This window comes from Agromyces sp. NPDC058104 (genome assembly GCF_042884835.1).
In the GTDB taxonomy this organism is placed as follows: domain Bacteria; phylum Actinomycetota; class Actinomycetes; order Actinomycetales; family Microbacteriaceae; genus Agromyces.
The window spans coordinates 1,211,274-1,229,708 of record NZ_JBHVTD010000002.1; the positions used below are offsets into that span (position 1 = coordinate 1,211,274).

Genomic DNA, 18,435 nt, shown 5'->3' on the forward strand with positions numbered 1-18,435 from the left:
CGAATCTCCTATGCGGCGCAGAACGAGGGGAGCAGGTCGGCCGGTGCGCCGGCGGGGCACGGCTCGAAGGTGAAGACGACGAGGGTGCCGAGGATGATCAGCACGGCCGCGGCCGCGAAGAGGGCGCCCTTGAGGACCTTCTGCACGGTGCCGGGGTTCGTGTAGTCGTTCACGAGGGTGCGCATGCCGTTGGCGCCGTGGATGAGGGCGAGCCAGAGCATCAGGACGTCCCACCACTGCCAGAACGGGTCGGCCCACTTGCCGCCCACGAATCCGAAGTCGATGGCCTGGATGCCGTCGCCGACCATGAGGTTCATGAAGAGGTGGCCGAAGATCAGCACGAGGAGCACGACGCCGGAGGCGCGCATGTAGATCCAGCCCCACTTCTCGAGGTTGGAGCCGCGCCGGCGGGGTTCGCCGGGGAATTCGATCGCAGTCATTGTCGGAGGGCCCCTAGTGGCTGAAGACGTTGATGAGGTGACGCGGGGTGAACGCGAGCATCGTGACGACCCACAGCGCGATGACGACCCAGAAGAGCACCTTCTGGTGACGCGTGGCCCAGGCCCAGAAGTCCACGAGGATGATGCGCAGCCCGTTGAAGGCGTGGAACACGATCGCGCCCACGAGGGCGACCTCGCCGAGGCCCATGATCGGCGTCTGGTACGCGCCGATGACCGCGTTGTAGGCCTCGGGGCTCACCCGCACGAGTGCCGTGTCGAGGATGTGCACGAGGAGGAAGAAGAAAATCGCGACACCCGTGATGCGGTGCAGCACCCATGACCACATACCCTCGTGGCCGCGATAGAGCGTGCCGCCCGGCTTCTGCTTCGCCGGCTTCTCGGGTGTGGTCAGGGTTCCTGCCGAGGTCTCTGGCATGAACAACCCTCCCTGGCTGTGTGTTTCCGGCCCGGACATGCGGGCGCACGGGCGCGACGGCCCGCTCCGAGTCTAGACCCGGCCCGCTCGACGTGCAGGTGAGGTCTGCCTTATCCGCTCGCCGCGACGGCGAATCCGGGCGGGCCACGGGGCGCGCCGCTATCCTGAGCGGATGACCTCCGCAGCCCTCGATGGCTTCTACAGCATCATTCCCGCCGGTGGCGTGGGTTCGCGTCTCTGGCCGCTCTCGCGCGCCGACGCGCCGAAGTTCCTGCACGACCTCACCGGCTCGGGCCAGACCCTCCTCAAGGACACCTGGGACCGGCTCGCGCCGCTCTCGGGCGAGCAGCGCATCATGGTGGTCACCGGCCGCGCCCACCGCTCCGCCGTCGAGCTCCAGCTGCCGGGGCTCGCCGACGCGAACATCGTGCTCGAGTCCGAGCCGCGCGACTCGACCGCCGCGATCGGCCTCGCCGCCGCCATCCTCGAGCGCCGGGAGCCGGGCGTCGTGATCGGCTCCTTCGCGGCCGACCACGTCATCTCGGGCGACGCGCTGTTCCAGGGCGCCGTCGCCGAGGCGGTCGCGGCGGCGCGGGCCGGCTATATCGCCACGATCGGCATCACCCCGACCGAGCCCGCCGTCGGGTTCGGGTACATCGAGTGCGGCGAGCCCCTCGACGTGCCGGGCGCCGCGCACAGCGAGCTCGTCTCGAGCTTCGTCGAGAAGCCCGACCTCGCCACCGCGAAGCGCTACCTCGCCGGCGGCCGCCATCTCTGGAACGCGGGCATGTTCATCGCCCGCGCCGACCAGCTGCTCGCCGAGATCGCGCGCAACAAGCCCGAGCTGCACGCCGGACTGCTCGAGCTCGCCGAGGCGTGGGACGATCCGGCCACCCGCGGCCCGGCCGTCGACCGGGTGTGGCCGCGACTCGAGAAGATCGCGATCGACTACTCGGTGGCCGAGCCCGCGGCGGCCGCTGGCCGGCTCGCCGTGATCCGCGGCCACTTCCAGTGGGACGACGTCGGCGACTTCGCCTCGCTCGCGAAGCTCAACACCGCGGGGCGCTCAGGCGAGCTCGCCATCCTGGGCGAGCACGCGCGCGTGCTGGCCGACGCGTCGAGCGGCATCGTCGTGAGCCGTTCGAAGCGGGTCATCAGCCTGATCGGCGTCCACGATATCGTCGTGGTCGACACTCCCGACGCGCTGCTCGTCACGACGAGCGAGCACGCGCAGCGGGTGAAGGCGGTCGTCGACGCGCTCCGCCTCGGCGGTTCGAGCGACGTGCTCTAGGCACGAGAAGGCAGGTACACGGATGTCCCGGGCAACGCGCAGTCTCCTCGTCGCCGCGGTGGCCGCGGCGTCCCTCGCACTCGCCTCGTGCGCCTCCGCCCCCGAGAGCGGCGATCCCGAGGCCTCCGGCGAGGGCTGCGTGCGCATGGTGACGAACTCGGGCGGCCTCGAGGACCGCTCGTTCAACCAGTCGACGTGGGAGGGCCTGCAGCAGGCCGAGGAGGAGTACGGCATCGAGGCCGAGGCGCTGGTCTCGACCGGCGAGACCGACCTCGCGCCGAACGTGGCGCAGGCGGTCGGCTCGGGCTGCGGACTCGTCGTGACCGTCGGCTGGGAGCTCGCGGAGTCGACGCTCGAGGAGGCCGGGGCGAACCCCGACGTCGCGTTCGCGATCGTCGACGAGACCGTCGAGGCCGACAACGTGAAGCCCGTCGTGTTCGACACGGCCCAGGCGTCGTTCCTCGCCGGATACCTCGCGGCCGGCGTCTCGAAGACGGGGGTCGTCGCGACCTTCGGCGGCGGCAACCAGCCGCCCGTCACCCTGTTCATGGACGGGTTCGTCGACGGCGTCGCGAAGTACAACGAGGTGCACGGCACCCAGGTGCGCGCGCTCGGCTGGGACAAGGCCAAGCAGGACGGCTCGTTCACCGGCGACTTCGAGGACGTCAACAAGGGCAAGGTCATGACCGAGGGCTTCATCGACCAGGGCGCCGACGTGATCCTGCCCGTCGCCGGCCAGGTCGGGGAGGGCGCCGCGGCGGCCGCCCTCGACCGGGGGGTCTCCGTGATCTGGGTCGACAGCGACGGCTACGAGACGCTGCCGAGCGAGTTCCGCCCGGTCGTGCTCACGAGCGTGCTGAAGCGCACGCAGGACGCGATGGTCGACATCGTCGGCGACGTCGAGTCCGGCGAGTTCACGAACGAGCCGTTCGTCGGCACGCTCGAGAACGGCGGCGTCGAGATCGCGCCGTACCACGAGCTCGAGGCGCTCGTCTCGCCCGAGCTCGATGCCGAGATCGAGGAGCTGCGGCAGGCGATCATCGCGGGCGAGCTGGTCGTCGAGTCGCCGAGCGCGCCGTAATCGCACGCCACGACCCCCGTGTGCGGGGCAACCGCACTGCTCATATGAGCAGAATGTCGCGTATTCATAACCATTGCCCCACGCGGGCCCGGCGGACGATCCCGCGCGACGCAACATTGGGTAACGTGACTGCACGTGCCCCGCGAAGGTCGGGGTCTTGCGTCTTTGGAGGACACAGTGAAGGTCACGACCAAGAAGGCCGCGCTCGGCGGTTTCGCGCTGCTCGGCAGTGTCGCACTGCTCGCCGGCTGCGCATCGGCGCCTGAAGAGAGCGGCGGCGACGGCGGGGACGAAGCCCTCGACTTCATCCCCTGCATGGTCTCCGACGCGGGCGGATTCGACGACAAGTCCTTCAACCAGCTCGGCGCCCAGGGCCTCGAGGCGGCAGCCGAGGAGCTCGGCGTCGACCCGATCATGGTCGAATCGGCGGCTGAGACCGACTACGCCTCGAACCTCACGAGCCTCGTCGACCAGGGCTGCAACGCGATCGTCACGGTCGGCTTCCTGCTCGCCCCTGCAGCGCTCGAGTCGGCCACTGCGAACCCCGACATCGACTACATCTCGATCGACGACACCGTCGACACCGACTTCGACGGCACCACCGACGCCGACAACATCAAGCCGATCATCTTCGACACCGCCCAGGCCGCGTTCCTCGCGGGCTACCTGTCGGCCGGCATCTCGCAGACCGGTGCCGTCGGCACCTTCGGCGGCATGAACATCCCGACGGTCTCGATCTTCATGGACGGCTTCGCCCAGGGCGTCGAGTACTACAACGAGGAGAACAGCGCCTCGGTCAAGGTCATCGGCTGGGACCGCGCCGCACAGGACGGTTCGTTCACCGGTGGCTTCGAGGCCAACGACGGCGCCCGCCAGCTCGCTCAGGGCATCATCGACCAGAACGTCGACGTGCTGCTGCCCGTCGGCGGGCCGATCTACCAGTCGGCCGCGGTCGCGATCGAAGACTCGGGTCGTGAGATCGCACTGATCGGCGTCGACGCAGACGTGTACGAGACCGACCCCTCGGTCGCCCCGCTCCTGCTCACCTCGATCCGCAAGGGCATCGACGTGGGTGTCCAGGAGGCCGTCACCGAGTCCGGCAACGGCGAGTTCGACACCACGCCGTTCATCGGCACGCTCGAGAACGAGGGTGTCGGCCTCGCCGACTACCACGACTGGGCCGACAAGGTTCCGGCCGAGCTCGACGCCAAGATCCAGGAGCTGCGCGACGCGATCATCGCCGGCGACATCACGGTCGAGTCCTACCTCGCCAAGTAGGCGGGAGATCGTGCGGCGGGGAGGGCGGCTGCGGCCGGCCTCCCCGCCGTCGTTCGACCCCTGCGCAATGTCTGCAACATCTGAGCAAGTCGGTTCGAGCCCTGCCGACATCTGCGCAGAACCTGCTGCATCTGCAGCCTGATCACTAGGATCGGTGACATGAAACTCGAGCTCCGAGGCATCACGAAGACGTTCGGAACGCTCGTGGCCAACGACCACATCGACCTCACCGTCGAGGCGGGCGAGATCCACTGCCTGCTCGGTGAGAACGGCGCGGGCAAGTCCACGCTGATGAACGTGCTCTACGGCCTGTACCAGGCCGACGGCGGCGAGATCCTGCTCGATGACGAGGTCCAGCATTTCGCGGGTCCTGGAGACGCGATGCGCGCCGGCATCGGCATGGTCCACCAGCACTTCATGCTCATCCCGGTGTTCACGGTCGCCGAGAACGTCATGCTCGGCCATGAGTCGACGAAGGCCGGTGGCCTCCTCGACCTCCAGACCGCCCGCGAGAAGGTCCGCGAGATCTCCGACCGCTTCGGGTTCGACGTCGACCCCGACGCGCTCGTCGACGACCTGCCCGTCGGCGTGCAGCAGCGGGTCGAGATCATCAAGGCGCTCTCCCGCGACGCGCGGGTGCTCGTCTTCGACGAGCCGACCGCCGTGCTCACGCCGCAGGAGACCGACGAACTCATGGCGATCATGCGTCAGCTGAAAGAGAGCGGCACCTCGATCGTCTTCATCACCCACAAGCTCCGCGAAGTCCGCGAGGTCGCCGACCGCATCACGGTCATCCGGCTCGGCAAGGTGGTCGGCGAGGCCTCGCCCACGGCGACCAACGCCGAGCTCGCCTCGCTCATGGTCGGCCGCGCCGTCGAACTCACGGTGCACAAGAACCCGCCGACGCTCGGCGACGCCGCGCTCGTCGTGAACGGGCTCACCGTGATCGACCCGATCGGCCAGCTCGTCGTCAACGATGTGTCGTTCGAGGTGCGCCGGGGCGAGGTGCTCGCCGTCGCGGGCGTGCAGGGCAACGGGCAGACCGAGCTCACGGAGGCACTGGTCGGCCTGCAGCCGCGCGTGCGCGGGTCGATCATGCTCGACGGCGACGAGCTGAACGGCGACAGCGTGCGATCCATCCTGAAGGCGGGAGTCGGCTTCGTACCCGAAGACCGGAAGGAAGACGGCCTGGTCGCCGAGTTCACGATCGCTGAGAACCTCATGCTCGACCGCGCCGACGGCGCGCCCTTCGTCAAGGCGGGCAACCTGCAGCTGTCGACGCTCGCCGAGTTCGCCAGGCAGAAGGTCACCGAGTTCGACGTGCGCACGCCGTCGATCGAGACGAAGGTCGGGCGCCTGTCGGGCGGCAACCAGCAGAAGGTCGTGCTCGCTCGCGAGCTCAGCCGCGAGCTGCGGCTGTTCGTCGCCGCGCAGCCCACGCGCGGCGTCGACGTCGGGTCGATCGAGTTCATCCACAAGCGCATCATCGAGACCCGCGACTCGGGTGTTCCCGTCGTCGTCGTCTCGACGGAACTCGACGAGGTGACGGCGCTCGCCGATCGAATCATGGTCATGTACCGGGGCCGCATCGTCGGCATCGTCCCGGGCGACACCCCCCGCGACGTCCTCGGTCTCATGATGGCCGGCGAGGTCCCTGCAGAAGGAGCCGCCGCATGAGCGACCCCCAAGACCCGCAGGCCGAGCCGACGGTGACGCCGTCGGGCGACTCAGGGCCCATCGACCCGGCGGCTGCGGCCGACCAGGCCGCCGACGCGTCGCCGTCGCCGGCGGGCTCCACCGCGAAGGCGACCGCCACCGCCGGCGGCACGGCAGCAGCGCCCGACGAGGTCGAACCGCCGTCGCGCTGGCAGACCGCATTGCGCGAGATCGCCACCGGCAACGCGATCATCTCCGTGCTCGCCGTGCTGCTCGCCCTGGTCGTCGGCGCGATCATGATCGCCTTCACCGACGAAGACGTGCAGGCGGCCGCCGGCTACTTCTTCGCCCGCCCCGGCGACACGTTCGTCGCGATCTGGGATTCGGTCTCGGGTGCGTACTCGGCGTTCTTCCAGGGGTCGATCTACAACTTCCGCCGTCCGGGCTTCGCCACCGGCATCAAGCCGCTCACCGAGACGCTGAACTTCGCCACCCCGCTGATCGCCGCCGGCCTCGGTGTCGCGCTCGCGTTCCGCGTCGGCATGTTCAACATCGGTGGCCGCGGACAGATGCTGATGGCCGCATCGGCCGCAGGTTGGGTCGCCTTCTCGTTCGACCTGCCGCTCGGCCTGCACATGTTCGTCGCACTGCTCGCCGGGCTCCTCGCGGGCGCGCTGTGGGCGGGCATCGCGGGCCTGCTGAAGGCGCGCACCGGTGCGCACGAGGTGATCGTCACGATCATGCTGAACTACATCGCGCTCTACCTCGTGACGTGGATGCTGCGCACGCCGGGCCTGCTCCAGGCGCCCGGCTCGAACAACCCGAAGACTCCACCGATGAAGGACACCGCGGTGTTCTTCCCGCTGCTCGGCGAGCAGTACAACCTCCACTTCGGGTTCGTCCTCGCTCTCGCCGCGGTGGTGCTCGTCTGGTGGATCCTCGACCGGTCCGCGCTCGGCTTCCAGTTCCGCGCCGTCGGCGAGAACCCGAACGCCGCCCGAGTGGCGGGCATCAACGTCAAGTCGATGTACGTCTACGCGATGCTCATCTCCGGCGCCCTGGTCGGGCTCGCCGGGGTGAGTCAGGTGCTCGGCACCGTCACGACCGGCTTCTCGAGCGGCATCGACGCCGGGATCGGCTTCGACGCGATCACGGTCGCGCTGCTCGGGCGCTCGACCCCATGGGGCGTGCTCGCTGCCGGCATCCTCTTCGGTGCGTTCAAGGCCGGTGGCTTCTCGATGCAGGCGGCCGAGGGCGTGCCGATCGACATCGTGCTCGTCGTGCAGTCGCTCATCGTGCTGTTCATCGCTGCGCCGCCCCTGGTGCGCGCGATCTTCCGGCTGCCGGCTCCCGGCAGCGCCCCGCGACGACCTCGCCCGACCGTGACGAAGGAGGTGGCGGCGAAATGACCACTGCGACGCAGCATCACGCGACCGCTCCGCAGGAGCCTGCCCTCGCGAAAACCACCGTCGTCACGTGGAAGGCGCCGATCGCCTTCGGTGTCATCACGGCGCTCGCGGCGGTCCTCTTCTTCGTGGCGAGCAATGACGGCCAGGCCGTCTTCCGCATCTCGGGGGCGAGCGACTTCCTGCAGCTGCCCGAGGTCGTGCTCGACTCGACGGTCACGAGCGTCGTCGGCGTCATCCTCCTCGCCGCGATCACCGTGGTGAGCGCCCTGATGGTGCGCGCGAAGCGACGGGTGCCGGTCTGGCTCATGGTGGTGTTCGCGGTCGTGTTCCTGATCGCATTCCTCACCTGGGCCGCGGCGGGGGCCTCGACCCACGTCATCCCGCTCGCCGGCCTCTTCGCGGGTGCGCTGAGCCTCTCCGTTCCGCTCATCTTCGGGTCGCTCTGCGGCGTCATCTCCGAGCGCGTCGGGGTCGTGAACATCGCCATCGAGGGTCAGCTGCTCGGCGGCGCCTTCACCTCCGCGGTCGTCGCGAGCGCGACGGGCAACCCCTACATCGGACTGCTCGCCGCGGCCGTCGCCGGGGTCCTCGTCTCGTTCGTGCTCGCCGCGTTCTCGATCAAGTACTTCGTCGACCAGGTGATCGTCGGCGTCGTGCTCAACGTGCTGGTGCTCGGCCTCACGAGCTTCCTGTTCTCGCAGGTGCTCGCACCGAATGCGGCGACGCTCAACACGCCGCCGCGCTTCGACCGCATCAACATCCCGATCCTGTCCGAGATCCCGATCATCGGGCCGACGTTCTTCCGACAGACGATCATCGTCTACATCATGTACGTCGCGGTCGCGGCGGTCTACATCGGGCTCTTCCACACCAAGTGGGGTCTCCGGCTGCGGGCGGTCGGCGAGCACCCGCAGGCCGCCGACACCGTCGGCATCAACGTGGGACGCACCCGCTTCTGGAACGTCTCGCTCGGCGGCGCGATCGCGGGTCTCGGCGGCGCGTTCTTCACCCTGAGCCAGGTCGGCGCGTTCAACAAGGACATGACCGCCGGCGCCGGATTCATCGCGCTCGCGGCGGTGATCTTCGGCCAGTGGGATCCGATCAAGGCGACCCTCGCGGCCCTGCTCTTCGGCTTCGCGTCGAACCTGCAGAACGTGCTCGGCGTCATCGGCTCGTCGGTGCCGAGCGAGTTCATGCTGATGCTGCCCTACGTCGTCACGATCATCGCCGTGGCCGGGTTCGTCGGCAAGGTGCGCGGCCCGGCCGCGGCGGGCAAGCCCTACATCAAATCCTGACCGGATGCCACGGGGCCGCCCCGTGGCATCCATCACCTCATCTGCAACGGGGGAGCAACATGACCGAGACGGATGCGATCGACTGGCAGGGACTGCGGGAGCGCGCCCGCGAGGCGATGGCGAAGGCCTACGTGCCGTACTCCGAGTTCCCCGTGGGCGCGGCGGCGATCGTCGACGACGGCCGCGTCGTGAGCGGCTGCAACGTCGAGAACGCCTCCTACGGCGTCACGCTCTGCGCCGAGTGCTCGCTCGTGTCGGCGCTCGTCATGTCGGGGGGCGGCAAGCTCGTCGCGTTCACCTGCGTCGACGGCCACGGCGCGACGCTCATGCCGTGCGGCCGCTGCCGCCAGCTGCTGTACGAGCACTCGGCCGAGGGAATGGTGCTCGACACCGTGTCGGGCCTGAAGACCATCGACGAGGTGCTGCCCGACGCGTTCGGCCCGCGCCAGCTCGCAGAATTCCGAGGAGAAGCATGACCACCGCCATCGAGCCCTTCGACGCCGTCGACCTCATCCGCGCGAAGCGCGACCGGCGCGAGCTGACGAGCGACGAGATCGCCTGGCTCGTCGACGCCTACACGCGCGGCTACGTCGCGGACGAGCAGATGTCGGCGATGACCATGGCGATCTTCCTCAACGGCATGACGCGCCGCGAGATCCGCGACCTGACGATGGCCATGATCGCGTCGGGCGAGCGCATGGACTTCTCGGGCCTCGGCAAGCCGACGAGCGACAAGCACTCGACCGGCGGCGTCGGCGACAAGATCACGCTGCCCCTCATGCCGCTCGTCGCGACCTTCGGCGTCGCCGTGCCGCAGCTCTCCGGCCGCGGGCTCGGGCACACGGGCGGCACGCTCGACAAGCTCGAGTCGATCCCGGGCTGGCGCGCCGACCTCACGAACGACGAGATGTTCGCGCAGCTGCGCGACGTCGGCGGCGTGATCTGCGCGGCCGGCGCGGGCCTCGCCCCGGCCGACAAGAAGCTCTACGCCCTGCGCGACATCACCGGCACGGTCGAGGCGATCCCGCTCATCGCCTCGTCGATCATGTCGAAGAAGATCGCCGAGGGCACGGGCGCGCTCGTGCTCGACGTGAAGTTCGGCTCGGGTGCGTTCCTCCAGGACATCGAGCGCTCGCGCGAACTCGCCCGCACCATGGTGGAGCTCGGCGAGGACGCCGGGGTCGCGACGAGCGCCCTCATCACGAACATGAACGTGCCGCTCGGCCTCACGATCGGCAACGCCAACGAGGTGCGCGAGTCGGTCGAGGTGCTCGCCGGCGGCGGGCCCGCCGACGTGCGCGAGCTCACGGTCGAGCTCGCCCGCGAGATGCTCGCCCTGGCAGGGCGGCCCGACGTCGACGTCGAGGCCGCCCTCGACGACGGCCGCGCGATGGACACCTGGCGCCGCTCGATCGTCGCCCAGGGCGGCGACCCCGACGCGCCGCTGCCGGTCGCGAAGGAGCAGCACGTCGTCACCGCCGACCGCGACGGCGTGCTCGTCGCGCAGGAGGCGCTGCCGTTCGGCATCGCCGCCTGGCGACTCGGCGCGGGCCGTGCGCGCAAGGAGGACCCGGTGCACCACGCGGCGGGCATCGAGCTGCACGCGAAGCCCGGCGACGCCGTGCGTGCGGGCCAGCCCCTGTTCACGCTGCACGCCGACGAGCCCGCCCGCTTCGAGCGCGCGCTCGGGGCGGTCGCCGGGGCCTGGCGCATCGGCGACGAGGGCGACGCGATCGAGGACGGCGGGCCGCTCATCGCCGACCGCATCGGACGCTGACGACCTCGGCGGTCGCGTGATCGAGGGGTGCAGGACGCGCCCGGCTTCGAGAATGCCGAGACTTCGCAGCAGTCGCGCCGCTATCGTGGTCACGTGAACACGAATCCGACGGAGTACCGGCTCGAGGGCGACGGCGCGAGCATCCAGGCCCTGCCCAAGATCTCGCTGCACGACCACCTCGACGGCGGCCTGCGGCCGCAGACCCTCATCGAGCTCGCCGAAGAGCAGGGGCTCGAGGTCCCGGCGGCCGACGCCGACGGCCTCGCCGCCTGGTTCACCGAGCAGTCGAACTCGGGTTCGCTCGTCGAGTACCTGAAGACGTTCGACCTCACGACGGCGGTCATGCAGACCCGTGCCGGCCTCTCGCGCGTCGCGCGCGAGTTCGTGCACGACCTCGCCGACGACGGCGTGATCTACGGTGAGATCCGCTGGGCACCCGAGCAGCACCTGACGCGCGGGCTCACGCTCGACGAGGCGGTCGAGGCCGTGCAGGAGGGCCTCGAGCAGGGCGCCGACGACGTGCGGCACCAGGGCGGCGGCATCCGCACCGGGCAGCTGATCACCGCGATGCGGCACGCCGACCGGGGGCTCGAGATCGCCGAGCTCGCCGTCCGCCACCGCGACCGCGGCGTCGTCGGCTTCGACATCGCCGGCGCCGAGGCCGGCTTCCCCGCGAGCCGTCACCGCACCGCCTTCGACTACCTCGCCAGCCGCTTCATGCCCGTCACGGTGCACGCGGGCGAGGCCGACGGCCTCGAGTCCATCCGCAGCGCGCTCTTCGACGGGCGTGCGCTCCGCCTCGGGCACGGCGTCCGCATCGCCGAAGACCTGCTCATCGAGCGCCAGGACGACGAGAACACCTACGTGTCGCTCGGCCCGGTCGCCCAGTGGGTGCGCGACCGCGAGATCGCCCTCGAGACGAGCCCGTCGTCCAACCTGCAGACCGGTGCGATCACCGCGTGGGGCGACGAGCTCGTCGACCACCCCTTCGACCTGCTCTATCAGCTCGGCTTCCGGGTGACGGTGAACACCGACAACCGCCTGCAATCGGGTACGAGCCTGACCCGCGAGCTCGCGCTCCTCAGCGACGCCTTCGGCTACGACCTCGACGACCTCGAGACGTTCCAGCTGAACGCGGCGGCGGCGGCGTTCCTGCCCCTCGACGACCGCGACGAGCTCGCCGAGCTCATTCAAGACGGCTTCGACGAAGCCTGACGACGCTGCCGACGGCGGATGCCACGTGCCTCCGCCCTCCGCGCCGCCGCCCCCGAACGGACCCGCAATGAACCTCCCACCCCTTCCCGACGAGGCCGTCGTCATCGGTGCGCACGCCGCCGACTGGCGCAGCGCCGTGCGCGAGGCCGGGCGGGCGCTGACCCGCTCGGGGGCGACCAGCTCCGACTACGCCGACCGCATGATCGCGGTCATCGAGGAGTTCGGCGCGTACGTCGTCATCGCTCCGGGTCTCGCACTCGCCCACGCACGACCCGGCCGTGACGTGCGTCGCGAGGGGCTCGCCGTCGTGACCCTCGCCGAGCCGGTCGCGTTCGGGCACCCGCACAACGACCCGGTGCGCGTCGTCGTCGGCCTCGCGGTCGCGAACGCGGAGGAGCACGTCGCCTCGGTCGCCAACCTCGCGAACGTCTTCAACGACCCCGGCGCGGTCGGCCGCGTCGCCCGGGCGGGCGACCCGGCCGAGGTCCGCACGCTCCTCGGCATCGAGCGCGACGGGGCAGGGGCATGAAGATCGTCGCCGTCTGCGGCGCCGGCATCGGCACCTCCGCCATCCTCAAGGTCAATGCCGAGCGCGCCCTCGAGCGCCTCGACCTCGCCGCCGACGTCGACGCGAGCGACCTCGCGGGCATCGCCGTCGCCGCCGCCGACGCGCAGGTGATCCTCACCTCGAGCGAGCTCGCCGCCGCGGTGCGCCAGGCGCTCGGGCAGAGCTTCGCCGAGGTCGTCGAAGTGACGAACTACTTCGACGTCGACGAGATCTCGCGGCTGCTCGAGCGCTCGCTCGGCTGAGCCCGGTCGCTCCTCGCCCGCGAACGCTCAGGCGACCAGTTCGCGCATGGCCGCCTCGAGCGCGGCGATCGTGGCGGTCGCCGCCGCACGGCGCTCGGCGACCGAGCCCTGCTCCGAGACGGCGTCGAGGTAGACCTTGAGCTTCGGCTCGGTGCCGCTCGGGCGCACCATGACCCGGGAGCCGCCCTCGAGCACGATGCGCAGCACGTCGGACGGGGGGAGCGCGCCGAATCCGTCGGCGAGGTCCTCGATGCGCTCGACGCGGATGCCGCCGACCGACGCCGGCGGTTCGGCGCGCAGGCGCGTCATGACGGCGCCGATGCGCGAGAGGTCGGTGACGCGGATCGAGACCTGGCCGGAGGCGTGGCATCCGAACCGCTCGACGAACTCGTCGAGGTGGTCGGCGACCGTGCGGCCCTCGGCCTTCAGCTCTGCCGCGAGCGAGAGGAACGCCACGGCGGCCGAGATGCCGTCCTTGTCGCGGACGACCTCGGGGTTCACGAGGTAGCCGAGCGCCTCCTCGAAGCCGAAGACGAGGCCGGGGGCGCGCGAGATCCACTTGAAGCCGGTGAGGGTCGCCTCGAAGTCGAGCCCGTAGGCGCGGGCGACCGCCTCGAGGCCGGGGGAGGAGACGATCGAGCAGGCGAGCGAGCCGGACGGGCCGGCGTCGCCCGAGACCTCGGCGGCGCGGCGGGCGGCGAGCCAGCCGAGCGTGAGGCCGACCTCGTTGCCGGTCAGCCGTCGGTAGCCCGCGCCGTCGGGCGCGTCGGGGTCGGGGATCGCGACCGCGAGCCGGTCGGCGTCGGGGTCGTTCGCGACGACGAGCTCGGCGTCGACGGCGCGGGCGCGCTCGAACGACAGGTCCATCGCCCCGGGCTCCTCGGGGTTCGGGAACGAGACGGTCGGGAACCCCGCGTCGGGCGCGATCTGCGCGTCGACGAGCGCGGGGGCGTCGAACCCGGCGGCCTCGAGCACTCGTGCCGCGGTCTCCCAGCCGACGCCGTGCATCGCCGTGTAGACCACGCGCGGCTGCGCCGCGGGCGTGCCCGGGGCGGCGCTCGCGGCGGTCAGGCGCACGTACTCGTCGACGACCTCCTCGCCGGCGGTCTCGACGTCGCCGCGCGGGAGCGCGGGCACGGCGGTGGTCGACGCGACGTTCAGGATGTGCGCCGCGATCTCGGCGTCGGCCGGTGCGACGATCTGCGAGCCGTGGTGCTCGCCGCCGAGGTAGACCTTGTAGCCGTTGTCGTTCGGCGGGTTGTGCGAGGCGGTCACCATGACGCCGGCCGAGGTGCCGAAGTGGCGCACCGCGAAGGCGAGCACCGGGGTCGGCAGCAGTCGGGGGAGCAGGATGGCGCGGACGCCCGCCCCGGCCATGAGCTCGGCCGAGTCGCGGGCGAAGACCGCGGAGTTCTTGCGGCCGTCGTAGCCGATCACGACCGAGGGGGTCGTGCCCGGTGCGGCGTGCTCGAGGAGGTACGCCGCGAGCCCCGCGGCCGCCTGCGAGACGAGCGCGCGATTCATGCGGTTGGGACCGGCCGCGATCTCGCCGCGGAGCCCGGCGGTGCCGAAGGCGAGGCGCGAATCGAAGCGGTCGGCGAGGTCGGCTGCGGCCGCAGCGTCGCCGGCCCGGACCGACTCGACGATCGCGGCGAGTTCGGCGCGGGTCTCGGGGTCGGGATCCTGCGCGATCCAGGCCTCGGCGAGTGCGATGCGCTCGGCGTCGCGGGCATCGGGTTCGTGCGACATCCGTCGTCCTTCCTGCGGGTCCGCGCTCAGAGCGCGGCGACGATCTTCGCGAGCAGTGCGCTGATCACGGGTTCGGCGGCCTGGCCGGCCTCGATGACCTCGGCGTGGCTCAGCGGGGTCTGCTGGATGCCGGCCGCGAGGTTCGTGATCAGCGACATGCCGAGCACCTCCATGCCGGCCTGACGTGCGGCGATCGCCTCGAGCGCGGTCGACATGCCGACGATGTGCCCGCCGATGGCCTTCGCCATCTGCACCTCGGCCGGGGTCTCGTAGTGCGGGCCGCGGAACTGGCAGTACACGCCCTCGTCGAGCTCGGGGTCGATCGAGTGCGCGAGGCCGCGCAGCCGCTGCGAGTAGAGGTCGGTGAGGTCGATGAAGGTCGCGCCCTCGAGCGGCGAGTCTGCGGTGAGGTTGATGTGGTCGCTGATCAGCACGGGGGTGCCGGGCTTCCAGTGCTCCTTGATGCCGCCCGCGCCGTTCGTGAGGATCATCGTCGTCGCGCCCGCGGCGGCGGCGGTGCGCACCGAGTGCACCACCCGGCGCACGCCGTGGCCCTCGTAGTAATGGGTGCGGGCGCCGATCACGAGCGCGCGCCTGCCCGAGGGCAGCAGCACCGAGCGCAGAGTGCCGACGTGCCCCTCGAGCGCGGGCTTCGAGAACCCCGGCACCTCGGTCGCGGCGAGGGTGTGGGTCGTCTCGCCGATGAGCTCGGCGGCACGGCCCCAGCCGCTGCCGAGCGTCAGTGCGACGTCGTGGCGGGGAACGCCGGTGAGCTCGGCGATCTTCGCGGCGGCGGCGGCGGCCACCTCGAACGGGTCGGCGGTGGGGTCGTCCAGCGGGTTCGCATCGTGCATCCCACCACTCTAGAACGCGACGGATGCTTCGGCGCGAAGCTGCTCATGTGCTGGCCGTGCCCGCGAAACTGGCAGAATATGAGCATGTCCTACGAGTTCGAGCGCACGCAACGGATCGCCGTCCTCGGAGGAGGTCCCGGCGGGTACGAGGCCGCACTCGCCGCCGCCCAGCTCGGCGCCGAGGTCACCCTGATCGAGCGCGCGGGCGTCGGCGGCTCGGCGGTGCTCACCGACGTGGTCCCGTCGAAGTCGCTCATCGCGACGGCCGAGGCCTCGAACGCCGTGAAGGAGGCCGCCGACCTCGGCGTGCAGTTCTACGCCAAGGGCGACTCCGAGAAGGCCGTGAAGCCGAGCGTCGCGATCAACCTCGCGGCCGTGAACAAGCGCCTCCTCGGCCTCGCGGCGCAGCAGTCGGAGGACATGCGCTCGAACCTCATCGACGCGGGCGTCCACCTCGTGCACGGCGAGGGCCGGCTCGACGGGCCGAACGCCGTCATCGTGGCGACCGCCAAGGGCGGCACCGACTTCGACCGCATCGAGGCCGACACGCTCGTGCTCTCGGTCGGCGCGACGCCCCGCGTTCTGCCGACCGCCGTCCCCGACGGCGAGCGCATCCTCACGTGGACCCAGCTCTACTCGCTCCAGCAGGTGCCCGAGCACCTCATCGTCGTGGGCTCGGGTGTCACCGGCGCCGAGTTCGCCTCGGCGTACCGGGCGCTCGGCGCCAAGGTCACCCTGATCTCGAGCCGCGACCAGGTCCTCCCGGGCGAAGACGCGGACGCGGCATCCGTGATCGAGAAGGTGTTCAAGCGCAACGGCATGAAGGTGCTCAACAAGTCGCGCGCCGAATCCGTCGTGCGCGACGGCGACTCCGTCGTGGCGACCCTCAGCGACGGGCGCGAGGTGCGCGGCTCGCACTGCCTGATGGCGGTCGGCTCGGTGCCGAACACCCGCGACATCGGCCTCGAGCAGGCCGGGGTGCAGCTGGCCGACTCGGGGCACATCCGGGTGAACCGGGTGGCGCGCACCTCGATCCCGAACATCTACGCGGCGGGCGACTGCACGACCTTCATGCCCCTCGCCTCGGTGGCCTCGATGCAGGGCCGCACGGCGGTGTTCCACGCGATGGGCGACATCGTGAACCCGCCCGAGAACCGCAACATCACCTCCAACATCTTCACGCAGCCCGAGATCGCGACGGTCGGGTGGACGCAGAAGGAGATCGAGGAGGGCGTCGTGCCGGGCGTCGTCTACAAGCTGCCGCTCTCGTCGAACCCGCGCGCGAAGATGATGGGCATCCGCGAGGGCTTCGTGAAGCTGTTCGCCTCGAGCGGCTCGGGGTCGATCATCGGCGGCGTCATCGTCGCGCCGAAGGCCTCCGAGCTGATCTTCCCGCTGGCGCTCGCGGTCGAGCACCGGCTCACCGTCGACCAGTTCGCCGAGGCGTTCCCGGTGTACCCCTCGCTCAGCGGTTCGCTGACCGATGCCGCGAGGGCCATGCACGTCGTACGCTGAGGTGATCGAGCGCCGCGGGGGCGGCGCCGAGTTCAGGGGGTAGCGATGAAGCTGCGAGTGAAGTCCGTCGAGGCGTCGATCGCCGACTCCCATGACGAGGAGCGCAGTCTCAAGCGGTCGCTCGGCACGTGGGATCTCGCGCTCATGGGCATCGCGGTCGCCGTGGGCGCCGGCATCTTCTCCGTCGGGGCGCAGGCCGCGGCGAACTTCGCCGGGCCGAGCGTGATCATCTCGTTCGTGCTCGCGGCCGTCACGTGCGGGCTCGCGATCATGTGCTACGCCGAGTTCGCGTCGACCGTGCCGGTCGCCGGCAGCGCGTACACCTTCACCTACGCCACGATGGGCGAGCTCCTCGCGTGGATCATCGGCTGGGACCTCATCCTCGAGCTCTTCACCGCCGCCGCGGTGCTCGCGAAGTACTGGGGCGTCTACCTCGGCGAGGCGCTGCTCGCCTTCGGGCTGCCGTTCCCGTCGACCTTCCAGATCGGCGGACTCGAGGTGAGCTGGCCCGCGTTCCTCATCGTCGCGGTGTTCACGGCGCTCCTCGTCGCCGGCACGAAGCTCACCGCCCGCGTCGGCGCGGTCTTCACGATCATCAAGGTGGCCATCGTGCTGTTCGTCATCGTGGTCGGCTTCTTCTTCGTGAAGGCGGCGAACTTCACGCCCTTCATCCCCGAGGCGGTGCCGACCGAAGGCGGGGCGACCGACGCGTGGACGCAGTCGCTGTTCTCCTGGGCGACGGGTGCGGCGCCCGCCCAGTACGGCGTCTTCGGCATGCTCGCGGCGGCGGCCCTCGTGTTCTTCGCCTTCATCGGCTTCGACGTGGTCGCGACGAGCGCCGAGGAGGTGCGGGAGCCGCAGCGCACCCTGCCGCGCGGCATCTTCATCGGCCTCGGCATCGTGACGCTGCTCTACGTGCTCGTCTCGATCGTGATGACCGGCATGGTGTCGTACCAGGAGCTCGCCGAGGAGGAGACACCGTCGCTCGCGACCGCCTTCAGGCTCGTCGGGCAGGACTGGGCGTCGGCCGTGATCTCCCTCGGCGCGCTGGCCGGCCTCACGACGGTGATCATGATCATCCTGCTCGGGCTCTCGCGGATCGTGTTCGCGCTGAGCCGGGACGGCCTGCTGCCGCGGTGGCTGTCGAAGACGACCGAGCACACGAAGACCCCGGCGCGCGTCCAGATCATCGCGGGCACCCTCGTCGCGTTCGTCGCGGCGTTCACCGATGTGGGGCTCCTGGAGGAGATGATCAACATCGGCACGCTCTCGGCGTTCGTGCTCGTGTCGATCGGCATCGTGGTGCTGCGGCGCACCCGTCCCGACCTGCCGCGCGGGTTCAAGGTGCCGTTCTCGCCGGTGCTGCCGATCGTCTCGGCCGCGCTCTGCCTCTGGCTGATGTTCAACCTGACGACGCTCACCTGGGTGCGGTTCCTCGTGTGGCTCGCGATCGGCATCCTCATCTACCTGCTCTACGGCCGCCGCCACTCGCGCATGGCCGGCAGCGTGAGCGAGGTCGAGGTGCCCACGGCGCAGGGGAGCACCGGCCCCTGACTCGCCCCGCTCCTCGAGCCTCTCAGGAGGAATGGGCTCGGTCCGACCGCTTCTCAGGACGAGGGCTCGGCGTTG

Annotated in this window: 17 protein-coding genes; 13 read left to right on the plus strand and 4 right to left on the minus strand. The window is 70.5% G+C overall.

Annotated elements, in window-relative coordinates; all coding sequences use genetic code 11:
* Positions 1-8 precede the first annotated feature (8 nt).
* Positions 9-440, minus strand: coding sequence for a succinate dehydrogenase hydrophobic membrane anchor subunit (locus tag ACFVTH_RS13445; protein ID WP_157422406.1), 432 nt, complete (start codon positions 438-440; stop codon positions 9-11).
* Between the two features lie 13 nt (positions 441-453).
* Positions 454-876 carry a succinate dehydrogenase, cytochrome b556 subunit gene (gene sdhC, locus ACFVTH_RS13450; protein ID WP_022888266.1) on the minus strand — a complete coding sequence of 141 codons (423 nt, stop codon included), beginning with the start codon at positions 874-876 and terminating at the stop codon, positions 454-456.
* Positions 877-1,048: 172 nt separating this feature from the next.
* Here sdhC and ACFVTH_RS13455 point away from each other — a divergent pair, with 172 nt between their 5' ends.
* From ACFVTH_RS13455 to ACFVTH_RS13505, 11 genes are all read left to right on the plus strand, one after another.
* A complete protein-coding gene (locus ACFVTH_RS13455; RefSeq protein ID WP_387091673.1) occupies positions 1,049-2,167 on the plus strand; it encodes a mannose-1-phosphate guanylyltransferase in 1,119 nt (372 codons plus the stop codon).
* Positions 2,168-2,189: 22 nt separating this feature from the next.
* On the plus strand, positions 2,190-3,248 hold the full coding sequence (locus ACFVTH_RS13460; protein WP_387091676.1) for a BMP family protein: 1,059 nt from the start codon (positions 2,190-2,192) through the stop codon (positions 3,246-3,248).
* Between the two features lie 177 nt (positions 3,249-3,425).
* Positions 3,426-4,526 (plus strand): BMP family protein, encoded by a 1,101-nt coding sequence (locus ACFVTH_RS13465; protein ID WP_387091679.1) that lies wholly within the window; start codon positions 3,426-3,428, stop codon positions 4,524-4,526.
* Positions 4,527-4,685: 159 nt separating this feature from the next.
* On the plus strand, positions 4,686-6,203 hold the full coding sequence (locus ACFVTH_RS13470; protein WP_387091682.1) for an ABC transporter ATP-binding protein: 1,518 nt from the start codon (positions 4,686-4,688) through the stop codon (positions 6,201-6,203).
* Positions 6,200-7,591 (plus strand): ABC transporter permease, encoded by a 1,392-nt coding sequence (locus ACFVTH_RS13475; protein WP_387091685.1) that lies wholly within the window; start codon positions 6,200-6,202, stop codon positions 7,589-7,591. The genes ACFVTH_RS13470 and ACFVTH_RS13475 overlap by 4 nt, the downstream gene beginning before the upstream one ends.
* Positions 7,588-8,886 carry an ABC transporter permease gene (locus ACFVTH_RS13480; RefSeq protein ID WP_387091687.1) on the plus strand — a complete coding sequence of 433 codons (1,299 nt, stop codon included), beginning with the start codon at positions 7,588-7,590 and terminating at the stop codon, positions 8,884-8,886. The genes ACFVTH_RS13475 and ACFVTH_RS13480 overlap by 4 nt, the downstream gene beginning before the upstream one ends.
* Positions 8,887-8,945: 59 nt before the next feature.
* Positions 8,946-9,362 (plus strand): cytidine deaminase, encoded by a 417-nt coding sequence (locus ACFVTH_RS13485; protein WP_386937523.1) that lies wholly within the window; start codon positions 8,946-8,948, stop codon positions 9,360-9,362.
* Positions 9,359-10,663 (plus strand): thymidine phosphorylase, encoded by a 1,305-nt coding sequence (locus ACFVTH_RS13490; protein WP_387091690.1) that lies wholly within the window; start codon positions 9,359-9,361, stop codon positions 10,661-10,663. Before ACFVTH_RS13485 ends, ACFVTH_RS13490 begins: the two co-directional genes overlap by 4 nt.
* Positions 10,664-10,756: 93 nt before the next feature.
* Positions 10,757-11,878: an adenosine deaminase gene (locus ACFVTH_RS13495; protein WP_387091693.1), complete on the plus strand. Its 1,122-nt coding sequence runs from the start codon at positions 10,757-10,759 to the stop codon at positions 11,876-11,878.
* Positions 11,879-11,945: 67 nt separating this feature from the next.
* On the plus strand, positions 11,946-12,407 hold the full coding sequence (locus tag ACFVTH_RS13500) for a PTS sugar transporter subunit IIA (RefSeq protein ID WP_387091696.1): 462 nt from the start codon (positions 11,946-11,948) through the stop codon (positions 12,405-12,407).
* Positions 12,404-12,688 carry a PTS sugar transporter subunit IIB gene (locus tag ACFVTH_RS13505; protein WP_386937516.1) on the plus strand — a complete coding sequence of 95 codons (285 nt, stop codon included), beginning with the start codon at positions 12,404-12,406 and terminating at the stop codon, positions 12,686-12,688. Before ACFVTH_RS13500 ends, ACFVTH_RS13505 begins: the two co-directional genes overlap by 4 nt.
* A 27-nt stretch (positions 12,689-12,715) precedes the next feature.
* Here ACFVTH_RS13505 and ACFVTH_RS13510 read toward each other — a convergent pair whose 3' ends face one another.
* A complete protein-coding gene (locus tag ACFVTH_RS13510) occupies positions 12,716-14,437 on the minus strand; it encodes a phospho-sugar mutase (RefSeq protein ID WP_387091699.1) in 1,722 nt (573 codons plus the stop codon).
* A gap of 26 nt (positions 14,438-14,463) precedes the next feature.
* Positions 14,464-15,291 carry a purine-nucleoside phosphorylase gene (locus tag ACFVTH_RS13515; RefSeq protein WP_387091702.1) on the minus strand — a complete coding sequence of 276 codons (828 nt, stop codon included), beginning with the start codon at positions 15,289-15,291 and terminating at the stop codon, positions 14,464-14,466.
* Positions 15,292-15,375: 84 nt separating this feature from the next.
* On the opposite strand from ACFVTH_RS13515, the gene ACFVTH_RS13520 reads away from it, so the two are divergent.
* Positions 15,376-16,806 carry an NAD(P)H-quinone dehydrogenase gene (locus ACFVTH_RS13520; protein ID WP_387091705.1) on the plus strand — a complete coding sequence of 477 codons (1,431 nt, stop codon included), beginning with the start codon at positions 15,376-15,378 and terminating at the stop codon, positions 16,804-16,806.
* Positions 16,807-16,851: 45 nt separating this feature from the next.
* Positions 16,852-18,360: an APC family permease gene (locus tag ACFVTH_RS13525; RefSeq protein ID WP_387091708.1), complete on the plus strand. Its 1,509-nt coding sequence runs from the start codon at positions 16,852-16,854 to the stop codon at positions 18,358-18,360.
* The last annotated feature ends 75 nt before the right edge of the window (positions 18,361-18,435 follow it).

Coding starts and splice junctions, on each gene's coding strand:
- ACFVTH_RS13445 (WP_157422406.1), bottom strand. CDS start 440: ATGACTGCGATCGAATTCCCCGGCGAACCCCGCCGGCGCGGCTCCAAC.
- sdhC (WP_022888266.1), bottom strand. CDS start 876: ATGCCAGAGACCTCGGCAGGAACCCTGACCACACCCGAGAAGCCGGCG.
- ACFVTH_RS13455 (WP_387091673.1), top strand. CDS start 1,049: ATGACCTCCGCAGCCCTCGATGGCTTCTACAGCATCATTCCCGCCGGT.
- ACFVTH_RS13460 (WP_387091676.1), top strand. CDS start 2,190: ATGTCCCGGGCAACGCGCAGTCTCCTCGTCGCCGCGGTGGCCGCGGCG.
- ACFVTH_RS13470 (WP_387091682.1), top strand. CDS start 4,686: ATGAAACTCGAGCTCCGAGGCATCACGAAGACGTTCGGAACGCTCGTG.
- ACFVTH_RS13475 (WP_387091685.1), top strand. CDS start 6,200: ATGAGCGACCCCCAAGACCCGCAGGCCGAGCCGACGGTGACGCCGTCG.
- ACFVTH_RS13480 (WP_387091687.1), top strand. CDS start 7,588: ATGACCACTGCGACGCAGCATCACGCGACCGCTCCGCAGGAGCCTGCC.
- ACFVTH_RS13485 (WP_386937523.1), top strand. CDS start 8,946: ATGACCGAGACGGATGCGATCGACTGGCAGGGACTGCGGGAGCGCGCC.
- ACFVTH_RS13490 (WP_387091690.1), top strand. CDS start 9,359: ATGACCACCGCCATCGAGCCCTTCGACGCCGTCGACCTCATCCGCGCG.
- ACFVTH_RS13500 (WP_387091696.1), top strand. CDS start 11,946: ATGAACCTCCCACCCCTTCCCGACGAGGCCGTCGTCATCGGTGCGCAC.
- ACFVTH_RS13505 (WP_386937516.1), top strand. CDS start 12,404: ATGAAGATCGTCGCCGTCTGCGGCGCCGGCATCGGCACCTCCGCCATC.
- ACFVTH_RS13510 (WP_387091699.1), bottom strand. CDS start 14,437: ATGTCGCACGAACCCGATGCCCGCGACGCCGAGCGCATCGCACTCGCC.
- ACFVTH_RS13515 (WP_387091702.1), bottom strand. CDS start 15,291: ATGCACGATGCGAACCCGCTGGACGACCCCACCGCCGACCCGTTCGAG.
- ACFVTH_RS13520 (WP_387091705.1), top strand. CDS start 15,376: ATGTCCTACGAGTTCGAGCGCACGCAACGGATCGCCGTCCTCGGAGGA.
- ACFVTH_RS13525 (WP_387091708.1), top strand. CDS start 16,852: ATGAAGCTGCGAGTGAAGTCCGTCGAGGCGTCGATCGCCGACTCCCAT.